Annotated in this window: 34 protein-coding genes; 2 read left to right on the plus strand and 32 right to left on the minus strand. The window is 66.5% G+C overall.

What is annotated here, in order from left to right; translation table 11 throughout:
• Nucleotides 1–6: 6 nt before the first annotated feature.
• The 5 genes from rpsD to infA all read right to left on the minus strand — a co-directional run bounded on the left by rpsD (nt 7) and on the right by infA (nt 2,014).
• Entirely contained in the window at nt 7–612 is a 606-nt protein-coding gene (rpsD, locus tag GIY23_RS20080; protein ID WP_154078079.1) for a 30S ribosomal protein S4, read from the minus strand.
• Between the two features lie 23 nt (nt 613–635).
• Complete coding sequence (gene rpsK / locus GIY23_RS20085) at nt 636–1,040, minus strand: 30S ribosomal protein S11 (RefSeq protein WP_154078080.1); 405 nt, start codon at nt 1,038–1,040, stop codon at nt 636–638.
• A 25-nt stretch (nt 1,041–1,065) separates the two neighbouring features.
• Complete coding sequence (rpsM, locus tag GIY23_RS20090; protein ID WP_154078081.1) at nt 1,066–1,446, minus strand: 30S ribosomal protein S13; 381 nt, start codon at nt 1,444–1,446, stop codon at nt 1,066–1,068.
• Between the two features lie 180 nt (nt 1,447–1,626).
• Nucleotides 1,627–1,740 (minus strand): 50S ribosomal protein L36, encoded by a 114-nt coding sequence (rpmJ, locus tag GIY23_RS20095; RefSeq protein ID WP_154079006.1) that lies wholly within the window; start codon nt 1,738–1,740, stop codon nt 1,627–1,629.
• Nucleotides 1,741–1,792: 52 nt separating this feature from the next.
• Nucleotides 1,793–2,014, minus strand: coding sequence for a translation initiation factor IF-1 (gene infA, locus GIY23_RS20100; RefSeq protein WP_154078082.1), 222 nt, complete (start codon nt 2,012–2,014; stop codon nt 1,793–1,795).
• A gap of 441 nt (nt 2,015–2,455) precedes the next feature.
• Here infA and GIY23_RS20105 point away from each other — a divergent pair, with 441 nt between their 5' ends.
• Entirely contained in the window at nt 2,456–3,103 is a 648-nt protein-coding gene (locus GIY23_RS20105) for a class I SAM-dependent methyltransferase (RefSeq protein WP_228717413.1), read from the plus strand.
• Here the strand turns inward: GIY23_RS20105 and GIY23_RS20110 are convergent.
• Nucleotides 3,076–3,510 carry a DUF1707 SHOCT-like domain-containing protein gene (locus GIY23_RS20110; protein ID WP_187351948.1) on the minus strand — a complete coding sequence of 145 codons (435 nt, stop codon included), beginning with the start codon at nt 3,508–3,510 and terminating at the stop codon, nt 3,076–3,078. The genes GIY23_RS20105 and GIY23_RS20110 overlap by 28 nt on opposite strands.
• A 132-nt stretch (nt 3,511–3,642) precedes the next feature.
• Between GIY23_RS20110 and GIY23_RS20115 the strand changes: the two genes are divergently transcribed.
• Nucleotides 3,643–4,251 (plus strand): class I SAM-dependent methyltransferase, encoded by a 609-nt coding sequence (locus GIY23_RS20115; protein WP_228717414.1) that lies wholly within the window; start codon nt 3,643–3,645, stop codon nt 4,249–4,251.
• Between the two features lie 256 nt (nt 4,252–4,507).
• Here the strand turns inward: GIY23_RS20115 and map are convergent, their stop codons facing one another.
• From map to fusA, 26 genes are all read right to left on the minus strand, one after another.
• Entirely contained in the window at nt 4,508–5,296 is a 789-nt protein-coding gene (gene map / locus GIY23_RS20120) for a type I methionyl aminopeptidase (protein WP_154079009.1), read from the minus strand.
• A 5-nt stretch (nt 5,297–5,301) separates the two neighbouring features.
• Nucleotides 5,302–5,865 carry an adenylate kinase gene (locus tag GIY23_RS20125; protein WP_154078084.1) on the minus strand — a complete coding sequence of 188 codons (564 nt, stop codon included), beginning with the start codon at nt 5,863–5,865 and terminating at the stop codon, nt 5,302–5,304.
• Between the two features lie 208 nt (nt 5,866–6,073).
• Nucleotides 6,074–7,381, minus strand: coding sequence for a preprotein translocase subunit SecY (secY, locus tag GIY23_RS20130; RefSeq protein ID WP_154078085.1), 1,308 nt, complete (start codon nt 7,379–7,381; stop codon nt 6,074–6,076).
• Between the two features lie 327 nt (nt 7,382–7,708).
• Nucleotides 7,709–8,158, minus strand: a complete 450-nt coding sequence (gene rplO / locus GIY23_RS20135) for a 50S ribosomal protein L15 (protein ID WP_154078086.1) — start codon at nt 8,156–8,158, stop codon at nt 7,709–7,711.
• Nucleotides 8,159–8,160: 2 nt separating this feature from the next.
• Nucleotides 8,161–8,343: a 50S ribosomal protein L30 gene (gene rpmD, locus GIY23_RS20140; RefSeq protein ID WP_154078087.1), complete on the minus strand. Its 183-nt coding sequence runs from the start codon at nt 8,341–8,343 to the stop codon at nt 8,161–8,163.
• Nucleotides 8,344–8,348: 5 nt separating this feature from the next.
• On the minus strand, nt 8,349–8,960 hold the full coding sequence (gene rpsE / locus GIY23_RS20145; protein WP_154078088.1) for a 30S ribosomal protein S5: 612 nt from the start codon (nt 8,958–8,960) through the stop codon (nt 8,349–8,351).
• Between the two features lie 65 nt (nt 8,961–9,025).
• Complete coding sequence (gene rplR / locus GIY23_RS20150) at nt 9,026–9,427, minus strand: 50S ribosomal protein L18 (RefSeq protein ID WP_154078089.1); 402 nt, start codon at nt 9,425–9,427, stop codon at nt 9,026–9,028.
• A gap of 1 nt (nt 9,428) precedes the next feature.
• Nucleotides 9,429–9,968: a 50S ribosomal protein L6 gene (gene rplF, locus GIY23_RS20155; RefSeq protein WP_154078090.1), complete on the minus strand. Its 540-nt coding sequence runs from the start codon at nt 9,966–9,968 to the stop codon at nt 9,429–9,431.
• A gap of 15 nt (nt 9,969–9,983) precedes the next feature.
• The gene (gene rpsH, locus GIY23_RS20160) at nt 9,984–10,382 is read right to left on the minus strand and encodes a 30S ribosomal protein S8 (RefSeq protein ID WP_154078091.1); all 399 of its coding nucleotides are present in this window, start codon (nt 10,380–10,382) and stop codon (nt 9,984–9,986) included.
• Nucleotides 10,383–10,612: 230 nt separating this feature from the next.
• Nucleotides 10,613–10,798 (minus strand): type Z 30S ribosomal protein S14, encoded by a 186-nt coding sequence (locus tag GIY23_RS20165; protein ID WP_154078092.1) that lies wholly within the window; start codon nt 10,796–10,798, stop codon nt 10,613–10,615.
• 4 nt (nt 10,799–10,802) lie between these two features.
• On the minus strand, nt 10,803–11,366 hold the full coding sequence (rplE, locus tag GIY23_RS20170) for a 50S ribosomal protein L5 (RefSeq protein ID WP_154078093.1): 564 nt from the start codon (nt 11,364–11,366) through the stop codon (nt 10,803–10,805).
• Between the two features lie 2 nt (nt 11,367–11,368).
• Nucleotides 11,369–11,683 carry a 50S ribosomal protein L24 gene (rplX, locus tag GIY23_RS20175; RefSeq protein WP_154078094.1) on the minus strand — a complete coding sequence of 105 codons (315 nt, stop codon included), beginning with the start codon at nt 11,681–11,683 and terminating at the stop codon, nt 11,369–11,371.
• Nucleotides 11,683–12,051, minus strand: coding sequence for a 50S ribosomal protein L14 (gene rplN / locus GIY23_RS20180; RefSeq protein WP_154078095.1), 369 nt, complete (start codon nt 12,049–12,051; stop codon nt 11,683–11,685). The genes rplX and rplN overlap by 1 nt, the downstream gene beginning before the upstream one ends.
• A 308-nt stretch (nt 12,052–12,359) precedes the next feature.
• The gene (rpsQ, locus tag GIY23_RS20185) at nt 12,360–12,632 is read right to left on the minus strand and encodes a 30S ribosomal protein S17 (protein WP_154078096.1); all 273 of its coding nucleotides are present in this window, start codon (nt 12,630–12,632) and stop codon (nt 12,360–12,362) included.
• Nucleotides 12,629–12,871: a 50S ribosomal protein L29 gene (gene rpmC, locus GIY23_RS20190; RefSeq protein WP_154078097.1), complete on the minus strand. Its 243-nt coding sequence runs from the start codon at nt 12,869–12,871 to the stop codon at nt 12,629–12,631. Before rpmC ends, rpsQ begins: the two co-directional genes overlap by 4 nt.
• The gene (gene rplP / locus GIY23_RS20195; protein WP_154078098.1) at nt 12,871–13,290 is read right to left on the minus strand and encodes a 50S ribosomal protein L16; all 420 of its coding nucleotides are present in this window, start codon (nt 13,288–13,290) and stop codon (nt 12,871–12,873) included. Before rplP ends, rpmC begins: the two co-directional genes overlap by 1 nt.
• Before the next feature lie 3 nt (nt 13,291–13,293).
• Nucleotides 13,294–14,199 (minus strand): 30S ribosomal protein S3, encoded by a 906-nt coding sequence (gene rpsC / locus GIY23_RS20200; protein WP_154078099.1) that lies wholly within the window; start codon nt 14,197–14,199, stop codon nt 13,294–13,296.
• Complete coding sequence (gene rplV / locus GIY23_RS20205; RefSeq protein ID WP_154078100.1) at nt 14,199–14,615, minus strand: 50S ribosomal protein L22; 417 nt, start codon at nt 14,613–14,615, stop codon at nt 14,199–14,201. Before rplV ends, rpsC begins: the two co-directional genes overlap by 1 nt.
• 40 nt (nt 14,616–14,655) lie before the next feature.
• Complete coding sequence (gene rpsS, locus GIY23_RS20210; RefSeq protein ID WP_154078101.1) at nt 14,656–14,937, minus strand: 30S ribosomal protein S19; 282 nt, start codon at nt 14,935–14,937, stop codon at nt 14,656–14,658.
• A gap of 18 nt (nt 14,938–14,955) precedes the next feature.
• A complete protein-coding gene (gene rplB, locus GIY23_RS20215) occupies nt 14,956–15,789 on the minus strand; it encodes a 50S ribosomal protein L2 (RefSeq protein WP_154078102.1) in 834 nt (277 codons plus the stop codon).
• A gap of 32 nt (nt 15,790–15,821) precedes the next feature.
• Nucleotides 15,822–16,121, minus strand: a complete 300-nt coding sequence (gene rplW, locus GIY23_RS20220) for a 50S ribosomal protein L23 (RefSeq protein WP_154078103.1) — start codon at nt 16,119–16,121, stop codon at nt 15,822–15,824.
• Nucleotides 16,118–16,804 (minus strand): 50S ribosomal protein L4, encoded by a 687-nt coding sequence (gene rplD, locus GIY23_RS20225; protein WP_154078104.1) that lies wholly within the window; start codon nt 16,802–16,804, stop codon nt 16,118–16,120. Before rplD ends, rplW begins: the two co-directional genes overlap by 4 nt.
• Complete coding sequence (gene rplC / locus GIY23_RS20230; RefSeq protein ID WP_154078105.1) at nt 16,804–17,454, minus strand: 50S ribosomal protein L3; 651 nt, start codon at nt 17,452–17,454, stop codon at nt 16,804–16,806. Before rplC ends, rplD begins: the two co-directional genes overlap by 1 nt.
• Before the next feature lie 77 nt (nt 17,455–17,531).
• Nucleotides 17,532–17,837, minus strand: a complete 306-nt coding sequence (gene rpsJ, locus GIY23_RS20235; protein WP_009948626.1) for a 30S ribosomal protein S10 — start codon at nt 17,835–17,837, stop codon at nt 17,532–17,534.
• Between the two features lie 528 nt (nt 17,838–18,365).
• Nucleotides 18,366–19,559 (minus strand): elongation factor Tu, encoded by a 1,194-nt coding sequence (gene tuf / locus GIY23_RS20240; RefSeq protein WP_154078106.1) that lies wholly within the window; start codon nt 19,557–19,559, stop codon nt 18,366–18,368.
• 250 nt (nt 19,560–19,809) lie between these two features.
• The gene (fusA, locus tag GIY23_RS20245; protein WP_154078107.1) at nt 19,810–21,912 is read right to left on the minus strand and encodes an elongation factor G; all 2,103 of its coding nucleotides are present in this window, start codon (nt 21,910–21,912) and stop codon (nt 19,810–19,812) included.
• Between the last annotated feature and the right edge of the window lie 57 nt (nt 21,913–21,969).

A 21,969-nucleotide genomic window follows, 5' to 3' on the forward strand; every position in this document is an offset into this window, starting at 1 on the left:
CGGATGTCACTTCGAGTACAGCTCGACGATCAGCTGCTCGGTGACCGGAGTGTCGATCTGTGCGCGCTCCGGACGCTGGTGAACCAGCACCCGCAGGTTGGACGGCACGACCTGCAGCCACGCCGGGACGGGACGCTCGCCGAGGGTCTCCTTGGCGATGACGAACGGCGTGGTGGCCAGCGACTTCGGCTTCACGTCGATGATGTCGAACTTCGAGACCTCGAAGCTCGGGATGTCGACCTTCTTGCCGTTGACCAGGAAGTGGCCGTGGTTGACCAGCTGCCGCGCCATTCGGCGGGTGCGGGCCAGACCTGCGCGGTAGACCACGTTGTCGAGGCGGGACTCCAGCAGCTGCAGCAGGTTCTCACCCGTCTTGCCGGGACGCCGGTTGGCTTCCTCGTAGTAGCTGCGGAACTGACGCTCGAGCACGCCGTAGGTGTACCGGGCCTTCTGCTTCTCCTGGAGCTGCAGCAGGTACTCGGTCTCCTTGATGCGGGCGCGACCGTGCTGCCCCGGCGGGTACGGCCGACGCTCGAACGCCGTGTCACCGCCGATCAGATCGACCTTGAGACGGCGGGACTTGCGGGTCGCGGGACCGGTGTAACGAGCCATCTTTGTCTACTCCCTTCCCGCGATCAGACCCGGCGCCGCTTCGGCGGGCGGCAGCCGTTGTGCGGCTGCGGGGTCACGTCCTGGATCGTGCCGACCTCGAGGCCGGCGGCCTGCAGCGAGCGGATCGCCGTCTCGCGACCCGAGCCAGGGCCCTTGACGAAGACGTCGATCTTCTTCATGCCGTGTTCCGACGCCTTGCGGGCGGCGTTCTCGGCGGCCATCTGCGCGGCGAACGGGGTGGACTTCCGGGAGCCCTTGAACCCGACGTGGCCGGCGGAGGCCCAGCTGATCACCCCACCGGTCGGGTCGGTGATCGAGACGATGGTGTTGTTGAACGTGCTCTTGATGTGGGCTTGCCCATGAGCAACATTCTTCTTTTCCTTGCGCCGGACCTTCTTGACGGCCCCAGCGCGTGACTTGGGTGGCATAAGTGTCGTGGTCTCCTACCGAGGCTTACTTCCGACCGGCCTTCTTCTTGCCTGCGACCGTCTTCTTCGGTCCCTTGCGGGTGCGGGCGTTGGTCTTCGTCCGCTGCCCGTTGACCGGGAGCCGACGACGGTGACGAAGCCCCGCGTAGCAGCCGATCTCGATCTTCCGACGAATGTCGGCCTGGACCTCACGGCGGAGGTCACCCTCGACCTGGTAGTGGTTCTCGATGTGCTCGCGCAGCGTGGCGAGCTGATCGTCGTCGATGTCCTTCGCACGGACGTCCGGCGAGACGCCGGTGTCCGCGAGAATCTTCTTCGAGCTCGTTCGGCCGACCCCGAAGATGTAGGTCAGCGCGATCTCCATCCGCTTCTCGCGCGGGAGATCGACGCCGGCGATCCGTGCCATCAGGCAGATCCCTTTCGTCGTATCCGGGTCTGCTCCCTCACCGTCCCCGCCCGGTGGTCCACCTCAGGGTGGCCGCTCCGCCACGGAGCCCCGGCCCGAATTCCGGGGGTCAACCGACTCACTCCCGAGTCGGCAGGTTGGAGGGAGGTCTCTGTTGTCTGAGATCCTGCGACGGCTCGCTCAGCCCTGGCGCTGCTTGTGGCGCTGGTTCGAGCAGATCACCAGTACCCGCCCGTGACGGCGGATGACCTGGCACTTGTCGCAGATCTTCTTCACACTCGGCTGGACCTTCACGGTCGTGCTCTCCTGCTCGGACGCGTGTCCGGTCTCCCGGACACCGTGGAGGTCACTTGTAGCGGTAGACGATGCGCCCACGGGAGAGGTCGTACGGGGAAAGCTCCACCACGACCTTGTCCTCAGGCAGGATGCGGATGTAGTGCTGTCGCATCTTGCCACTGATGTGTGCGAGGACCTTGTGGCCGTTTTCCAACTCGACACGGAACATCGCGTTGGGAAGCGGTTCGATCACCCGACCCTCGACCTCAATGGCCCCGTCTTTCTTGCCCATGTCCTCCGCGTTTCGTGACGGTGACGTTTGTCTTGCCGCCGACCCCGGAGGGTTCCGGAACCGACTTTCGGGCACACTGCCACCGGCCCGACGAGCCAAGGAACACCGAGCGAGAATCACTCGGCGAACGCAACCGCGGGAGCGAGCCGGGCTGTCCGGTTGACCGGACCACCGAGCGCGCCTCCGACGAGCGCGAGGCACAACGAACCGGCGCGACGAATGCGCCGTTGCTCCACTGTACGCGCCGCTCAACAGAGGCCGCACGCGACCCCTGGCCTCGACGAACGTCGCTCCGATGGACGCGGACAGTGTTCGGGATCATACTGAGGGCGGTCACGCGTTCGGCACGTCCCCCGGGGCGCCTTGCGAGTCGTGACAGCGCGTGGCTACGGTCGATCATGTTTGTCCTGGGGACGATTCACGAGCCTATCGAGGAGACGTGTGACCTCTCGCGCCGCCGACCGAACCTTGCCCCTCGGACGGTTCTTGCCGACCCCGGAAACCGTCGATGAGTACCGCACGTTCTTCACCACGGCGCTGCGTCACCCGACGATGCTCGGCGCGGCCACCCCCACCTCGCACGCCGTCGCGGCCACGGTCGCGCAGGTCGTTCCGACCACCGGCACCCCCACGGTCGTCGAACTCGGACCCGGCACAGGCTCACTGAGCGGGGCGATCCGCGACCGCCTCCCGCGCGGTGCGCGGCACATCGGCATCGAACTCAACAACGTCCTGGTGGCCCACCTCCGCGAACACAAGCCGTGGCTGGAAGTGGTGCACGGTGACGCGCGGGACCTCACGGTCCTGCTCGACAAGCTGGCCGTCGACCACGTGGACGCCGTCGTGAGCAGCATCCCGTGGTCGCTGCTGCCGGACGAGACCCAGGCGGACATCCTCGGGCAGGCCACCGACAGGCTCGCTCCGCACGGTGCGTTCACCGCGCTGACCTACCTCACCGCACTCCACCGCACCGGCGGCAAGCGATTCCGGCAGCGGTTGGAGGCCCGGTTCGACGAGGTGCTGACCCACACGACGTGGCAGAACGTGCCGCCGATCCTGCACTACCTCTGCAGGCGCCCGCTGCACTGACCACCTGGCACCAGGCCCAGCCGTCCGGCGAGAGCACCCGCGAGCAGGACCGCTCCCCACGGGCCGGCCACCCAGATCCACCACGGATGGACCGGTTCGTCGACGCCGACCGAGACCAGCGCCCAGATCACCACGTTCACGGCCACCGCAAGGAGCCAGGCTCCGAACGAGGTCCGCAGCACCATACGCATCCATTTCGGTGTCGAGGACCGCGTCGTCGCAGGTGAGGAAGGCTGTTCCGGGAGGTCGGCTGTGAGGCGGGCGAGGTCGTCGGCCGTCTGCGCCGCCCACGCGAGCCGGACCCGCTCGTCGAACTCGGCCAGCTCGATCCGCCCCTCGGCCACGGCCTGCTGAAGTCGGTCACCGACACGTCGGCGGTCGGCGTCGGAGACTCGGATAGTCGGCATGACGCACCCCCTTTGGGATCCCGAAGCTACTGTAACAGCGTTACGTTTCTTCGGCATCGACTCCCGGCAGTGCCGTCGAGAGAGCCCCGGATACTGTTGACGGCGAACCCGCCACGTCCGGACCGGGAGTCCGTGTTGAACTCACGCGCCACCCTGCACGAGTACCGCACTTTCCTCAGCCGAGCGCTGCAACGGCCGTCGACGGTCGGTGCCGTCCTGCCTACGTCGCAGCACGTCGCCTCCGCCGTCGCCGACGTCGTCCCCGCCACCGGTACGCCGACCGTCGTCGAACTCGGCCCGGGAACCGGCGCGCTCACCGACTTGGTCGAACAACGCCTCCCCAGCGGGTCACGGCACCTCGCCGTCGAGATCGACCCGGACATGGTCGACTACCTGCGCCGGTCGCGCCCCTGGCTGGAGGTGCACCACGCCGACGCGGCCGACCTGCCCACCCTGCTGAACCAGCAAGGCATCACGCACGTGGACGCGGTCATCAGCAGCATTCCGTGGACCCTGCTGCCGCTGTACCAGCAACGACGAGCGCTCGACGCGGTGGCGCACAGCCTCGCACCACACGGAGTGTTCACGGCGCTGACCTACATCACCGCACTGTGGCGGCCCGGCTCGGCCGCGTTCGACAGGGCCCTGCGCACGACATTCGAAGAAGTCGTCCCTCGCACGCCGGTGTGGCGCAACGTCCCCCCGGCCCGCGTCTACATCTGCCGCCGCGCCCGCCCCTAGCTGAGACGGCGAAAGTGCCGTTCGCTTCATGTGGACTGGTTGGCTTGAGTGCTGCGGTCAGGCACCCAGCACCTACAGTTTCCCCGGCGCCTACGCAGACCGCTCACCCGCGGGTTCTCACCTCGCGGCTGGCGAGGACAGCGTCGACGAAATGTAGGGCGCTACCTGATGTCGACGATCCCGCAGCCAGCCGCGAGGTGAGGTTCCGCCACGGAACCACCCACGCAGGTAACTGCGCGCACCCCTCTAGCTAAGGTCAGTCCGCGTCGGTGAGGACCCAGGGGCCGGAGTCGGTGATGGCGACGGTGTGCTCCCAGTGCGACGCACGCGAGCCGTCGAGAGTCACCACGGTCCACTCGTCATCGAGTTCCTCGGTGTCGGCCGATCCCAGCGTGAGCATCGGCTCGACCGCGATGGCCATCCCCACCTTGAGTCTCGGTCCCTTGCCGGGCTTGCCGAGGTTCGGCAGGAACGGCTCCATGTGCATCTGCGAACCGATGCCGTGGCCACCGTACTCGGCGATGATGCCGTACTCGACACCGTCGGCCGCCCGCGAATCCAGCACGGAGTGCTCGATGGCGTGTGAAATGTCGGTCAATCGGTTCCCCGCGCGGACCTGCTCGATCCCCGCCCACATGGACCGCTTGGTCGCCTCGGACAGTGCCAGGTCCCGCGGCGAGAGCTCTCCTACCGCGACCGTCACCGCCGAGTCGCCGTGCCAGCCGTCGAGTATGGCCCCGCAGTCCACGGACAGCATGTCGCCCTCGTCGAGCACGTCCGTGGAAGCGGGGATGCCGTGCACCACCCGCTCGTTCCGCGAAGAACAGATCGAACCGGGAAACCCGTGGTAACCCTTGAACGACGGCACCGCCCCCGCGTCCCGGATGATCTGTTCCGCGACGGCGTCCAACTCGGCGGTGCTCACCCCCGGCTTGGCCTGCGCCGTGACCTCGGCGAGCGCGCGGGCCACCACCAGACCGGCGGCCCGCATCGCCTCGATCTCACCGGAGCTCTTGAGCTCGATGCCCTTGCCACGGCGGAGCAACGCGTTCACCCGCGCTCGGACCCGGCGGGCAGCGCCTGCAGCGCTCGCCCGGTGACGTCCTCGACCTCGCCGACCGCGTCGATCGTGAGGACCTTGCCGCGGTAGTACTCCAGCAGCGGGGCCGTCTCCGAGTGGTACACGGACAGCCGGCGACGGATGACGTCCTCCGTGTCGTCGGCACGCCCACGGCTCAGCATCCGCCGTACCAGTTCCTCTTCCGGCACCTCGAACTGCAGTACCGCGTCCATCTCGACGCCGTACTCACCGAGAATGGCCGTGAGCACGTCGGCCTGGGCGGTGTTGCGCGGGTAGCCGTCGAGCAGGAACCCGCAGCGCGCGTCGGACTCGGCGAGCCGCTCGCGCACCATGTCGTTGGTGACCTCGTCCGGCACGAGCTCACCCGCGTCGAGGTAGCTCTTCGCCTTCTGCCCCAGCGGGGTCGACGCGCTGATGTTCGCGCGGAACAGGTCACCGGTGGAAATGTGCGGCACCTTGAGGTGCTCGCTCAGCACGGCCGCTTGGGTGCCCTTGCCCGCACCCGGCGGGCCGACGAGAACCAATCGCACCAAGGGTCTGCCTCCGAATCAGTCTGATGGCGCACGCCACCGATCTTTCAGCGCTCCGCGAGTGAAGCACCGCCCGCAGAACGGGACTGGACGACGCCGCACGGACGACGATCCCGATCGGGACCTCCGCACCGCGTGAGGCGCCGCGATCGGCGACGCCACCACACACGGCATCCGCGGAACGAAGCACGTTCCGCCCGGACGGTTGAGCTTACCGGAGGAAGCCCTCGTAGTTCCGCTGCGTGAGCTGGCTCTCGATCTGCTTCACCGTGTCCAGACCCACGTTGACCATGATCAGCACCGCGGTACCGCCGAACGGGAAGTTCTGGTTCGCCCCCTCCCCGGTCAGGCCGAGGAAGAAGTTCGGCAGGATCGCGACGATGCCCAGGTACAACGCACCCGGCAGCGTGATGCGCGAGAGCACGAAGCTCAGGTACTCCGCCGTCGGCCGTCCCGGACGGATCCCGGGGATGAACCCGCCGAACTTCTTCATCTCGTCCGCCCGTTCCTCCGGGTTGAACGTGATCGAGACGTAGAAGTAGGCGAAGAACACGATCATCGCCATGTACAGCAGGATGTGCACCCAGCTGGACGGATCCACGATGTAGGTCTGGATGAACCGGGCCCACCAGCTGTCCTGGTTGCCCGCGAGCTGGCCGAGCAGCTGCGGCAGGTACAGCAGCGACGAGCCGAAGATGACCGGGATGATGCCCGCCTGGTTGACCTTCAACGGCAGGTAGGTCGAGGTGCCGCCGTACATGCGACGACCGATCATCCGCTTCGCGTACTGGACCGGGATCCGGCGCTGCGCCTGCTCGATGTAGACGACGGTCGCGATGATCGCCACGGCGAAGGCGCAGACCACGGCGAAGACGAGGCCGCCGTGCGTGTTCAGGATCGAGCCGCCCTCGGCCGGGATCCGGGCCGCGATCGAGGTGAAGATCAGCAGCGACATGCCGTTGCCGATGCCGCGCTCGGTGATGAGCTCGCCCATCCACATGAGCAGCCCGGCACCGGCGGTCATGACGATGACGATGGTGACGAGGTTGAGCACCGACTTGTCGGGGATGACCTCGGCGCTGCAGTTCTGGAAGAGCTGTCCCCGCACGGCCAGGGCGACGATGCCGGTGGCCTGCAGCAGCGCGAGCGCGATGCACAGATACCGGGTGTACTGCGTCAGCTTGGCCTGGCCGGACTGGCCTTCCTTCTTGAGCTGCTCGAACCGGGGAATGACCACCTGGAGCAGCTGCACGATGATGCTGGCGGTGATGTAGGGCATGATGCCCAGCGACAACACCGACAGCTGCAGCAGCGCACCGCCACTGAAGAGGTTCAGCAGCGAGAAGACGTTCTGTCCGCCGCCTTCCATCTCCTGGATGCACTGCTGAATGTTCGGATACGACACCCCGGGAGAGGGAATCGTGGCGCCGAGCCTGTAGAGGACGACCATCCCCAGTGTGAACAGGATCTTGCGGCGCAGGTCCGGCGTCGCCAGAGCCGAGCGGAAGGCGCCGAGCACGCGAGACCTCCTGTGCGCGAGCCGGAATGAGCCGGCCGAAGACGGTGGCCGGCTCCGCGAAGAACCCGACCGGGGCTGAATTCAGGCAGCACCGCACGCATGCACGGCTGCTGCGCCCGCGACTCTAACAGGCCGACGACCGGACACTTCCAGTGACCGGTGCCCACGCTGTGATCACGGACCCATTCCGAAATACGGGAAACAGCCGGTCCGAAACTGGCGGGAGACCAGCGGCTCACGAGTCTGCTGGTGCGCGTGAACAGCCGCGGACACACCGAGGCCGGCCGACCCGTGGGTCGACCGGCCTCGGTGCTACTGCTGGGTCGCTCAGGCTTCCAGCTTGGTGGCGCTGCCACCCGCGGAGGTGAGCTTCTCCTGCGCGCTGCCCGTGAACGCGTGCGCGGTCACGTTCAGCTTCACGCCGTCGAGGTCACCGCCGCCGAGGATCTTCACCAGCTCGCCCTTCTTGGTGAGCCCGGCGGAGATCAGCTCGTCGAGACCGACCGTGCCGCCCTGCGGGAACGCGGCGGCCAGCCTGCCGAGGTTGACGCCCTGGTACTCGGTGCGGAACCGGTTCTTGAAGCCACGGAGCTTCGGAAGCCGCATCTGCAGCGGCATCTGCCCGCCCTCGAAGCGCGGGGCGACGTTCTTGCGTGCCCTCGTGCCCTTGGTGCCGCGACCGGCGGTCTTGCCCTTCGAGCCCTCGCCGCGACCCACACGGATCTTCTCGCGGTTCGAACCCGGTGCCGGACGCAGATCGTGAATCTTGATGGCCATGCTCAGTTGACCTCCTCGACCGTCACCAGGTGACGAACGACGTTGACCAGACCGCGCACGTCAGGGGTGTCCGGACGGACGACCGACTGGCGGATCCTGCGCAACCCGAGGGTGCGCATGCTCGCCTGCTGGTTCGCCCGCGTTCCCACCAGACCCTTGGTCTGAGTGATCTTCAGCTGTCCCATGTGGATCACGTCCCCTGACCGGCACGCGCACGCAGCACGCTCGCCGGAGCGATGTCCTCGAGCGGAAGGCCACGACGCGCCGCGACCTCTTCCGGACGCTGCAACATCTTCAGTGCCGCCACGGTCGCGTGCACGATGTTGATCGCGTTGTCACTGCCCAGCGACTTGCTCAGCACGTCGTGGACGCCGGCGCACTCGAGCACCGCACGCACCGGACCACCGGCGATGACACCGGTACCGGCGCTCGCCGGACGCAGCAGGACGACGCCGGCGGCGTCCTCACCCTGCACCGGGTGCGTGATCGTGCCTCCCAGGCGCGGGACGCGGAAGAAGTTCTTCTTCGCCTCCTCGACACCCTTGGCGATCGCGGCCGGAACTTCCTTGGCCTTGCCGTAACCGACGCCGACCATGCCGTCGCCGTCACCGACGACGACCAGCGCGGTGAAGCTGAAGCGACGACCGCCCTTGACGACCTTCGCGACACGGTTGATGGTCACGACCCGTTCGAACTGCGGGGTCTTCTCTTGGGCCGCCCCGCCACGGCCACCGTCGCGACGGTCCTTGCGGTCTTTGCCGCCGGATTCCGAACCGCCGTCACGCCGAGTGCGTCCAGGCATCAGGCGTCCCTTCCGTTCCTCGCTGTCATGGTCAAACCCGGAGTCCTGTCAGTGTGTGCCACTCGTCAGAACTCCAGACCGCCGTCGCGCGCGGCGTCGGCGAGCGCGGCGATCCGGCCGTGGTAGGCGTTGCCGCCACGGTCGAACACCACCTTCTCGACGCCGGCGTTCTTGGCGCGAGCGGCGACGAGCTCCCCGACCTTGGTGGCCTTGGACTTCTTGTCGCCCTCGACTGTGCGGACGTCGGCTTCCAGCGTGGAGGCCGAGGCCAGCGTGTGACCCGCGACGTCGTCGATCACCTGCGCCACGATGTGGCGCGTGGATCGGGTGACGACCAGCCGCGGACGAGCAGGCGTTCCGCTGATCTTCTTGCGGAGCCGGAAGTGCCGCTTGGCGCGGGAGATCCGACGGGTGGTCGAGATGTCCTTGCCCACGGGCTTCCGCTTCGCTGTGGTGGTCTCGCTCATGTCACTTACCCGTCTTTCCGACCTTGCGGCGGATGTTCTCGCCCGCGTAGCGCACGCCCTTGCCCTTGTACGGGTCGGGGCGACGCAACTTCCGGATCCTGGCGGCGATCTCACCGACGAGCTGCTTGTCGATGCCCTTGACCGACAGCTTCGTCGGGCCGTCGATCGCGAACTCGATGCCCTGCGGCGGCTCGATCACGATGGGGTGGCTGTAGCCCAGGGCGAACTCGAGGTTCGCACCCTTGAGCTGCACGCGGTAACCCACGCCGTGGATCTCGAGGTCCTTCTGGTAGCCCTGGCTGACGCCGAGGACCATGTTGTTCACCAAGCTGCGGGACAACCCGTGCAGCGAACGGTTCACCCGCTCGTCGTCCGGGCGGTTCACCACGAGCGCTCCGTCGGAGTCCTTCTCGACGGAGATGGGCTCGGCGATCCGCTGCTCGAGAGTGCCCTTCGGCCCCTTGACCGTGACTGCCTGGCCGTCGATCGTCACCTCGACGCCGGAGGGCACGGTGATCGGCAGCTTTCCGATGCGCGACATACCGGTACTCCTCCCTTACCACACGTAGGCGAGGACTTCCCCGCCCACGCCCTGCTTGATGGCCTGCCGGTCGGTCATGAGACCGCCCGAGGTCGAGATGATCGCGATGCCCAGCCCACCGAGCACCTTCGGCAGGTTCGTGGACTTGGCGTAGACCCGCAGACCGGGCTTGGAGACCCGCCGGAGACCGGCGATGCTCCGCTCACGGTGCGGGCCGAACTTCAGCTCGACAACCAGGTTCTTGCCCTTGTCGCCGTCCTCCACACGGGAGCCGGAGACGTAACCCTCACGCTTGAGGATCTCGGCGATGTTGCCTTTGAGCTTGGAGTGCGGCATCACGATCTCGTCGTGGAATGCCGAGTTGCCGTTGCGCAGACGCGTCAGCATGTCTGCGATGGGGTCGGTCATCGTCATGAGTGACCTTGTCAACCTTTCTCGTCTGGTCCCCTGGGCCCCGACGCGGCCGAACGGGTCGACCGGACTGGGCCCGGGCCTGGACGAAGTCGAGAGGCACCTGCCGTGCGACAGGGCTCAATGTCACGCGTGGGCGCGAGCAAGGAGGCGGACCGCGGGTGGAACACCCTGGTCACGCCCGACGAGAGTACCTGTCACCAGGACACTCTCGTCGGGCGGGACCTGGCAGGTCACCAGGAAGACTTGCTCACACCCGGCAGCTCGCCCGCGTGGGCCATGTCGCGGAAGCACACACGGCAAAGTCCGAACTTGCGGTAGACCGAGCGCGGACGGCCGCAACGCTGGCAGCGGGTGTAGGCCCGCACAGCGAACTTCGGCTTGCGAGCAGCCTTGTTGATCAGTGCCTTCTTGGCCATCGGCTCAGTTCTCCTTGAACGGGAAGCCCAAGCGCTTCAGCAGCGCCCGACCCTCCTCATCGGTGGTGGCCGTAGTCACCACGGTGATGTCCATACCGCGGGGACGGTCGATCGAGTCCGGGTCGATCTCGTGGAACATCGACTGCTCATCGAGACCGAAGGTGTAGTTGCCCCTGCCGTCGAACTGCTTCGGCGACAGACCCCGGAAGTCGCGGATGCGCGGCAGGGCGATCGTGACCAGCCGGTCGACGAACTCCCACATGCGGTTGCCGCGCAGCGTCACGCGGGCGCCGATCGGCATGCCTTCACGCAGCTTGAACTGGGAGATGGACTTGCGGGCACGGCGGACCTCCGGACGCTGACCGGTGATGATGGTCAGGTCGCGGACCGCACCCTCGATGAGCTTGCTGTCCCGCGCAGCGTCGCCGACACCCATGTTGACGACAACCTTGACCACACCGGGGATCTGCATCCGGTTGTCGTACGAGAACTCCTCGTTCAGAGCCGGGACGATCTCGTCGCGGTAGCGGGTCTTGAGCCGGGGGACGATCTTCTCGGTCGTGGTCATGATCAGACGTCCTTACCGTTGCGGCGAGAAATGCGCACCTTCTTGCCGTCTTCGCCTACGCGGTATCCCACACGGGTGGGCTTGCCCTCCGAGTCCACGACCATCACGTTCGAGACGTGGATCGGGGCTTCCTGCGTGACGATGCCGCCGGACTGCGCACCACGCTCGGTTCGTGAGACCTTGGTGTGCTTCTTGATCCGGTTGACGCCCTCGACCAGGACGCGCGAGCGCTGCGGATAGGCCTGGATGACCTTGCCCCTGGCGCCCTTGTCCTTGCCCGAGATGACGACGACCGTGTCACCCTTCTTGATCTTCATCACAGCACCTCCGGCGCGAGCGAGATGATCTTCATGTACTTCTTGTCACGCAGCTCGCGGCCGACGGGCCCGAAGATGCGGGTCCCACGCGGCTCGCCGGCGGGCCTGATCAGCACCGCGGCGTTCTCGTCGAAACGGATGTAGGAACCATCCGGGCGACGACGTTCCTTCTTCGTGCGGACGATGACGGCCTTGACCACATCGCCGCGCTTGACTCCGGCAGCGGGGATGGCGTCCTTGACGGTCGCCACAACGACGTCCCCGATGCCCGCATAGCGCCGACCCGAGCCGCCGAGAACCCGAATGGTCAGGATCTCCTTGGCCCCGGTGTTGTCGGCGACGCGCAGTCGCGATTCCTGCTGGATCACAGCTTTCTCCCTGACCCTAAGTTTCCGCACTCACGTGCGGAGACACTGTGGCGCGCCGGATCCCGACCCGACACGCGCGGTCACTTCCGATGTCCGTCCGCCCCGAAGACCGAACGAACATCCAGCGCCACTCGACACGAGCATTTCCCACCCTCGCCGGGTGACCACCGGCGGGTTCTCACGGGTCTTCTCGCAAGGACAGCCCGGACGCTGTGTAGTGGCATACACGAGGTCCGGGCTCCCGCAGCGAGAAGGCCCGTGAGGTTCCGCTTACCGGACCGAGCACGCAGCGCGCACTCGATACCGAATTACTTGGCCCTCTCGAGGACCTCGACCAGTCGCCACCGCTTGGTCGCGGACAACGGCCGGGTCTCCATCAGCAGCACCCGGTCGCCGACACCCGCCGTGTTGTCGTCGTCGTGCACCTTGACCTTGGTGGTCTGGCGCATGACCTTGCCGTACAGCGCGTGCTTTTTGCGGTCCTCCAGCGAGACCACGACCGTCTTGTTCATCTTGTCCGAGACGACGTAGCCCTCGCGGGTCTTGCGGTAGTTGCGGCTCACGCCCTGTCCTTCACTCATGCGGCGCCCTCCTCGGTGTCCTCAGGGGAAACCGTCAGGCCCAGCTCACGCTCACGCATGATCGTGTAGATCCGGGCGATGTCCCGACGCACGACGCGCAGCCTGCGGTTGTTCTCCAACTGGCCGGTCGCCATCTGGAAACGAAGGTTGAACAGCTCTTCCTTCGATTCCCGAACTCGCGACAACAGCTCCTCGTCGTTGAGCTCGCGGAGCTCGGAAGCGGTGACACCCGCTGCCATCAGAAGTCACCACCCTCGCGAGACACGATCTTGCACTTCATCGGGAGCTTGTGCACCGCGCGGGTCAGCGCCTCGTACGCGATCTTCTGGTTCGGGTAGTTCAACTCGAACATGACGCGGCCGGGCTTGACGTTCGCGACCCAGTACTCGGGCGAACCCTTACCGGACCCCATCCGGGTCTCGGCCGGCTTCTTGGTCAGCGGGCGGTCCGGGAAGATGTTGATCCAGACCTTGCCGCCACGCTTGACGTGCCGGGTGATGGCAATACGAGCCGACTCGATCTGACGGTTCGTCACGTAGCCGTGCTCGATCGCCTGAATACCGTACTCACCGAAGTTGATGCGGGTGCCGCCCTTGGCGAAGCCCTTGCGCTTCGGTGCGTGGCTCTTGCGCCACCTCACCTTACGTGGGACCAGCACTCGTCAGCCCTCCGTCTTCTCGTCGGCGGACGGCGAGCTGACCTCGGGAGCGTCGGCGGCGGCCACGTCACCCGCGGTCTGCGCCTGCTCCGGGCTCTCCGCCGAGCCGCCCTTGTTGCCCTTGTCGGCAGCGGCCCGACCGGCTTCCGTGCCCACCGCGGTGGTACCGGAGGCACCGGAACGCTTGCGGCCACCACGCTCGGAGCGACGGCCACCGCCGCCCTCACGCTCACCGCCGCGCGGCGGACGAACCTCGGACTCCTGCTGCTTCTGCTTGAGACCACCGACGAGCTCGCCCTTGTAGATCCACACCTTCACGCCGATACGGCCGAACGTGGTGCGGGCCTCGAAGAAGCCGTAGTCGATGTCCGCGCGCAGCGTGTGCAGCGGAACCCGACCCTCGCGGTAGAACTCCGAACGCGACATCTCCGCGCCGCCGAGACGGCCACCGCACTGCACACGGATGCCCTTGACCTGCGGCGACCGCATCGCCGACTGCATGGCCTTGCGCATCGCGCGGCGGAAGGAGACGCGGTTGGACAGCTGCTCTGCCACACCCTGCGCCACCAGCTGCGCGTCCGCCTCGGAGTTCTTGACCTCGAGGATGTTGAGCTGGACCTGCTTGCCCGTCAACTTCTCCAGCGAACCGCGGATGCGGTCCGCCTCGGCACCGCGACGGCCGATGACGATGCCCGGCCTGGCGGTGTGAATGTCCACCCTGACCCGCTCGCGGGTGCGCTCGATCTCCACCTTCGAGATCCCGGCGCGCTCCATGCCGCGAGAGAGCCGGCGACGGATCTTGACGTCCTCCGCCACGTACTCCGCGTACTGCTTGTCGGCGTACCAGCGAGACTTCCAGTCCGTGGTGATGCCGAGTCGGAAGCCGTGCGGGTTGATTTTCTGACCCACTACCGGGCACTCCCCTTCTGGCTGTTCTTCCGAGCCTTGCCGGCGGGGCGAGACTCGACCTCGACCGTGATGTGGCTGGTCCGCTTGCGGATCCGGTACGCACGCCCCTGGGCGCGCGGCTGGAACCGCTTCAGCGTCGGACCCTCGTCCACGTACACCCGGTGCACCCACAGGGTTTCCGGGTCGAGGCCGAGGTTGTTCTCCGCGTTGGCCATCGCACTGCCGAGCACCTTCGACACCGGACCGCTGGCGGCCTGCGGCGCGAACTTGAGCACGGCCAGGGCCTCGCTGGCGCTGCGGCCCTTGATGAGCTCGACCACGCGACGGGCCTTCATCGGCGTCACGCGGACGAAGCGGGCCCGCGCCACTGCGCGCGAGGTTTCCTCCGCGGCAGTGTCGTCGATACGGGCGTTCATCCTGGTTACCCCTTGCTTGCTAGTTCGTGTCACAGACCGCTCAGCGGCGGCGCGACTTCCGGTCGTCCTTGACGTGGCCCTTGAAGGTGCGGGTCGGGGCGAACTCGCCCAACTTGTGCCCGACCATGGACTCACTGACAAACACCGGCACGTGCTTGCGGCCGTCGTGGACCGCGAAGGTGTGCCCGAGCATGTCCGGAATGATCGTCGACCGGCGCGACCAGGTCTTGATCACTGTCTTCTTGCCCGAGTCGTTCAGCGCGTCCACCTTCTTGAGCAGGTGGTCGTCCACGAACGGGCCCTTCTTCAGGCTGCGTGGCATGGTTGCTTACCTCCCTGCTCAGCGCTTCTTGCCGGTACGCCGGCGGCGGACGATGAGCTTGTCACTGGGCTTGTTGCGGCGGGTGCGGCCTTCCGGCATACCCTTCGGGTTGACCGGGTGACGACCACCCGAGGTCTTACCCTCACCACCACCGTGCGGGTGGTCCACCGGGTTCATGACCACACCGCGGACGGTCGGGCGCTTGCCCTTCCACCGCATGCGGCCTGCCTTGCCCCAGCTGATGTTGGAGTGCTCGGCGTTGCCGACCTCACCGACCGAGGCGCGGCACCGGGCGTCCACGTTGCGGATCTCGCCCGAAGGCATCCGCAACTGGGCGTACGGGCCGTCCTTGGCCACCAGCTGCACCCGTGCACCCGCCGAACGCGCGATCTTGGCGCCGCCACCGGGGCGGAGCTCGATCGCGTGGATCACGGTGCCCGTGGGGATGTTGCGCAGCGGGAGATTGTTGCCGGGCTTGATGTCGGCCCTGGCACCGCTCTCCACGCGGTCACCCTGCCGGACCTTGTCCGGCGCGATGATGTAGCGCTTCTCCCCGTCGGCGTAGTGCAGCAGCGCGATACGTGCGCTGCGGTTGGGGTCGTACTCGATGTGCGCGACCTTGGCCGGCACACCGTCCTTGTCGTTGCGGCGGAAGTCGATCAGGCGGTACGCCCGCTTGTGACCGCCACCCTTGTGCCGCGTCGTGATCTTGCCGTGTGCGTTGCGACCGCCACGACCGTGCAGCGGACGAACCAGCGACTTCTCCGGCTCCGACCGAGTGATCTCGGAGAAGTCGGCCACGCTGCCGCCGCGACGACCTGCCGTCGTCGGCTTGTACTTGCGAATGCCCATCTCTAACGCAGTCCTCGTCTGTATCGGCGCCGTCAGGCGGCCGGTCCGCCGAAGATCTCGATCGGCTTGCTGTCGGAGGACAGCGTGACCATGGCCCGCTTGGTGTCCTTCCGCTTACCGAACCCGGTCCGGGCCCGCTTACGCTTGCCCTGACGGTTGATCGTGTTGACGTTCACGACCTTCACGTCGAAGATCTTCTCGACCGCGATCTTGATTTCGGTCTTGTTCGAGCCGGGACGGACCAAGAAGGTGTACTGGTTGTTCTCGAGCAACCCGTAGCTCTTCTCGGAGATCACCGGCGCGATCACGATGTCGCGCGGATCGGGGATCACTGGTCTGCCTCCTCAGCCTCGGCGGACGTGGCCGCGGCCTTGGCCGAACGACCCTGGGGCGGGCCCGCGACGAAACGCTCGAACGCGTCACGGCTGAACACGACGTCGTCGTTGACGAGAACGTCGTAGGTGTTCAGCTGACCGGGCTCGATCACGTGCACGTTCTGAAGATTGCGCAGGCTCAGCCGCGTCGTCTCTTCGTCCCTGGTCAGCACGACCAGAACACGCTTGGCTCCGGTGACCGCCCGCAGTGCGGCCTTGGCCTGCTTGGTCGACGGCGTCGTCCCGCTGAGCAGCTCGGTCACGACGTGCAGCTGCTCGGATCGAGCACGGTCCGAGAGCGCACCGCGCAACGCGGCCGCCTTCATCTTCTTCGGGGTGCGCTGGCTGTAGTCGCGCGGGGTGGGCCCGTGGACCGTGCCACCACCGACGAACTGCGGCGCGCGGATGGAGCCCTGCCGGGCGTTACCGGTGCCCTTCTGCCGGTAGGGCTTCTTGCTCCCGCCCGCGACCTCGCCGCGCGTCTTCGTCGAGTGCGTGCCCTGGCGCGCCGCTGCCAGCTGGGCCACGACCACCTGGTGCATCAGCGCGATGTTGGCCTGCGCGTCGAAGATCTCCGCGGGGAGGTCGACGGAACCGTCGGTCTTGCCGTCCGGGGTACGGACGTCGAGCTTGGCGGTCATCACGCACCACCCTTCGCAGCACTCTTGACGACGACCAGGCTGCCCTTGGGGCCGGGGACGGCGCCCTTGATCAGCAGCAGGCCCGAATCGCCCTCGACCTGGTGGACCTTGAGGTTCTGCGTGGTCACCCGCCGGTTGCCCATCCGGCCGGCCATGCGCATGCCCTTGAACACCCGTCCCGGGTAAGCGCAGCCGCCGATCGAACCGGGCTTGCGGTGCACCGCCTGCGTACCGTGGCTCATGCCCTGACGGCTGAACCCGTGACGCTTGATGGTGCCCGCGAAACCCTTGCCCTTGCTGGTGCCGACCACGTCGACCACGGTGCCGGCTTCGAACGCCTCGGCCGTGATCTCCTGGCCCACTTCGTACTCACCGGTCTGCCCGGTCCGCAGCTCCACCACGTGACGGCGCGGGGTGACACCAGCCTTGGCGAAGTGGCCGCCGCGCGGCTTGTTCACCTTGCGCGGGTCGATCGCGCCGAACGCCAGCTGCACGGCCGAGTAGCCGTCCTTCTCCTGGGTTCGAATCTGGGTCACGACGTTCGGCCCGGCCTGCACGACGGTCACCGGGACGACCCGGTTGTTGTCGTCGAAGACCTGGGTCATGCCGAGCTTCGTGCCCAGAATCCCCTTGATCTGCCTGTCAGACATCAGTCTCGTTCTCTCCGCCGCTCATCTCGAACGCGTCATGTTCACTGCGCGAGCCCACTCCCGGGCCCTCGACGCACTTACTGGATGTTCACGTCGACGCTGGCCGGCAGGTCGATGCGCATGAGCGCGTCCACCGTCTTCGGCGTCGGTTCGAGGATGTCGATCAGCCGCTTGTGCGTGCGCATCTCGAAGTGCTCCCGCGAGTCCTTGTACTTGTGCGGCGAGCGGATGACGCAGTAGACGTTCTTCTCGGTGGGCAGCGGCACAGGACCGACGACCCGAGCGCCGGTGCGCGTCACGGTCTCGACGATCTTGCGCGCGGACGCGTCGATCGCCTCGTGGTCGTAGGCCTTGAGCCGGATGCGGATCTTCTGTCCCGCCATAGTGGCTTGCCGTTCCTCTAGTCTCGTGCCGCTAGGTCAACTAGCGCGGTGCGGTTGATGCTGGCGTCCGTCGAGGAAATCGGTCCCGCCGGTCACGAGCCGGAGCTCGCACACCGCCGGGGCGCTTCCCGTCGCGGGACTTCACAGTCCGCGGTCCGCCCCTGTTCAGGTGTATGGGTGCCCGGTACACGCGGTCGGGCGTGTCGCCTTCCCGTCGCAGACCGGTCCCGCCGAACATCGCCAGCGGGATGGACCCTGGGGTCCGTACACCAAACTTTGTCCTACCCCGGTACGCGGACGAACCAGACGGTCGATCCTCGTCGATGCGATCGACGAACCAGGGGTATGGATTTCTCGCAGCAGAGCGGCCGGGCTTCCTCACGGAACCGGCCGCCCTGACGAGCAACCCGTACAGGATGGCACACGCGGTGCACCAGCCTCAAATCGGGGGGTGGTGAGCCACGGCTCGTGCCGAACTCACCGCAGAGGCCCTGCCCCCGGACTGCGAGAGCAGGGCCTCTGCCGGAGTCACTTCTTGATCTTGGTGACGCGGCCCGCGCCGACCGTGCGGCCACCCTCGCGGATCGCGAAACGCAGACCTTCGTCCATCGCGATCGGCTGGATGAGCTGCACCGCCATCTCCGTGTTGTCGCCGGGCATGACCATCTCCGTGCCTTCGGGGAGGGTCACGACGCCGGTGACGTCGGTGGTGCGGAAGTAGAACTGCGGCCGGTAGTTGTTGAAGAACGGCGTGTGCCGCCCGCCCTCGTCCTTGGACAGGATGTAGACCTGTGCGTCGAACTCGGTGTGCGGGGTGGTGGTGCCGGGCTTCACGACGACCTGGCCGCGCTCGACGTCCTCGCGCTTGATGCCGCGGATCAGCAGGCCGACGTTGTCCCCGGCCTGACCCTGGTCCAGCAGCTTGCGGAACATCTCGACGCCGGTGACCGTGGTCTTGGTCGACTTCTGGTTGATGCCGACCAGCTCGACCTCTTCGCCGCTGTTGACGACGCCGCGCTCGACACGGCCGGTGACGACGGTGCCGCGACCGGTGATCGAGAAGACGTCCTCGACCGGCATCAGGAACGGCTGGTCGGTGGCGCGCACCGGGTCCGGAACGCTCTCGTCGACGGCGTTGAGCAGCTCCATGATCTTGGAGCCCCACTCCGCGTCGCCCTCGAGCGCCTTGAGCGCGGAGACACGCACGACCGGCACGTCGTCACCCGGGAAGTCCTGCTCCGAGAGAAGCTCACGGACCTCCATCTCGACGAGCTCCATGATCTCCTCGTCGTCGACCATGTCGGCCTTGTTCAGTGCGACGAGGATGTAGGGCACGCCGACCTGACGGGCGAGCAGCACGTGCTCACGGGTCTGCGGCATCGGGCCGTCGGTGGCGGCGACCACGAGGATCGCACCGTCCATCTGAGCGGCACCGGTGATCATGTTCTTCACGTAGTCGGCGTGACCGGGGGCGTCGACGTGTGCGTAGTGACGCTTCTCGGTCTGGTACTCGACGTGCGCGATCTGGATCGTGATGCCGCGCTGCTTCTCTTCCGGCGCCTTGTCGATCTCGTCGAACGGCGTGTACGGATTCAGCTCCGGGTGATTGTCGTGCAGGACCTTGGTGATCGCCGCGGTCAGCGTCGTCTTGCCGTGGTCAACGTGACCGATGGTCCCGATGTTGACGTGCGGCTTGTCCCTCTCGAACTTCGCCTTCGCCACTGGATTGTCCTCCTGGACTTGTGTTCTCTTTCCGCCGTACGAACCCCGCGTTGATCGCGGAGAAGCTGTGCCAGGCGGAGTCCTGTCGGGTTGGCAACGGGCCGGCACCTCGTCGTCGAGTGCTCACCGGAGTCGGAACCGGCCCCTCACCGAACTACAGGGGATCACTCCCCGTTGCCTACGCAGTGTTGACGCGGCACGTCGGTCCTGCTCGACCCCGGGAGAGTTCCCCCACTGCTACGCAGTGGTGTCACTCACCCGTAGCCTTCGCAATGATCTCCTTCGCCACGTTCGCGGGAACCTCGGCGTAGGAGTCGAACTGCATCGAGTAGTTCGCACGACCCTGCGTCTTCGAACGCAGGTCGCCGATGTACCCGAACATCTCGGACAGCGGTACGAGCGCCTTGACGACGCGGGTCCCACTGCGCTCCTCCATGGACTGAACGTGTCCACGACGGGAGTTCAAGTCGCCGATGACCTCACCCATGTACTCCTCGGGAGTGGTCACCTCGACGGCCATCATCGGCTCGAGCAGCGCGGGGGACGCCTTCTGGGAGGCCTCCTTCAGCGCGATCGAGCCCGCGACCTTGAACGCCATTTCCGAGGAGTCGACCTCGTGGTACTGGCCGTCCAACAGGGTCACCTTGAGCCCGACGAGCGGGTAGCCGGCCAGCACGCCGTACTGCATGGCGTCCTGGGCACCCTGGTCGACCGACGGGATGTACTCGCGCGGAACGCGGCCACCGGTGACCTCGTTCTTGAACTCGTACGTCGCGCTCTCGTTGGTCTGCTCGATGGGCTCGAGCTTGATGATCACACGCGCGAACTGACCGGAACCACCGGTCTGCTTCTTGTGCGTGTACTCGTACTTGTCGATCGTCTTGCGGATCGTCTCGCGGTAGGCCACCTGCGGCTTACCGATGTTCGCCTCGACCTTGAAGTCGGTCTTCATCCGGTTGACGAGCACCTCGAGGTGCAGCTCGCCCATACCCTCGATGATCGTCTGACCGGTCTCCTCGTCGTGGTTGACCCGGAAGGTCGGGTCCTCCTCGGCGAGCTTCTGGATGGCCGTGGACAGCTTCTCCTGGTCGGCCTTGGTCTTCGGCTCGATGGCGACCTTGATGACCGGCTCGGGGAAGCTCATCGACTCGAGCACGATCTGGTTCTGCGGGTCACAGAGGGTGTCACCGGTGGTGGTGTCCTTGAGCCCGACCACCGCGTAGATGTGGCCGGCCTGGGCCTCGTCGACCGGGTTCTCCTTGTTGGAGTGCATCTGGAAGAGCTTGCCGATGCGCTCCTTGCGCTCCCGCGTGGAGTTCATGATCTGCTGCGCCTGCGCCACCTTGCCGGAGTAGACCCGGATGTAGGTGAGCTTGCCGAAGAACGGGTGCACGGAGATCTTGGACACCAGCGCCGAGAACGGCTCCTCGGTGCTCGGCTTGCGCTCGGCCTGCGTCTCACCGTCGGTGAGCAGACCCTGCACCGGCGGAACGTCCAGCGGCGAGGGCAGGTACTCGACGACCGCGTCGAGCATCGGCTGCACGCCCTTGTTCTTGAAGGCGCTACCGCACAGCACGGGGAAGGCTTCCCTGTCGACGGTGAGCTTGCGGATGCCTGCCTTGATCTGCTCGGTGGTGAGTTCCTCACCGGCGAAGTAGGCCTCCATCAGCGCTTCGTCGCTCTCGGCGACGGCCTCGACGAGTTCCTCGCGGTACTTCGCGGCGGTCTCGGCGAGGTCGGCCGGGATGTCCTCGATCTCGTACTGCTCGCCCTTCTTGACGTCACCACGCCAGGTGAGCGCCTTCATGGCGACCAGGTCGACGACGCCCTCGAAGTCGGACTCCGACCCGATCGGCAGCTGCAGGACCAGCGGACGGGCACCGAGACGGTCCTTGATGGTCGAGACGGTGAAGTAGAAGTCCGCACCGAGCTTGTCCATCTTGTTGACGAAGCAGATGCGCGGAACCTCGTACTTGTCCGCCTGCCGCCAGACCTGCTCGGACTGCGGCTCGACACCCTCCTTGCCGTCGAAGACGGCGACCGCACCGTCGAGGACGCGCAGCGAGCGCTCCACCTCGACGGTGAAGTCGACGTGCCCCGGGGTGTCGATGATGTTGATCTGGTGGTCGCCCCAGAAGGTCGTGGTAGCAGCCGAGGTGATGGTGATACCCCGCTTCTGCTCCTCTTCCATCCAGTCCATCGTCGACGCACCGTCGTGCGTCTCGCCGAGCTTGTGGTTGATCCCCGTGTAGAAGAGGATCCGCTCGGTCGCGGTGGTCTTGCCCGCGTCGATGTGGGCCATGATGCCGATGTTGCGGACCTTGGTGAGGTCCGTCAGCACGTCGCGTGCCACGAGTTTCTTCCCCGTTCCTACAGCAGGTGTGAGCTGTCAGATCGGTGAGCCGAGGCG

Source organism: Allosaccharopolyspora coralli, assembly GCF_009664835.1.
In the GTDB taxonomy this organism is placed as follows: Bacteria; Actinomycetota; Actinomycetes; order Mycobacteriales; family Pseudonocardiaceae; genus Allosaccharopolyspora; species Allosaccharopolyspora coralli.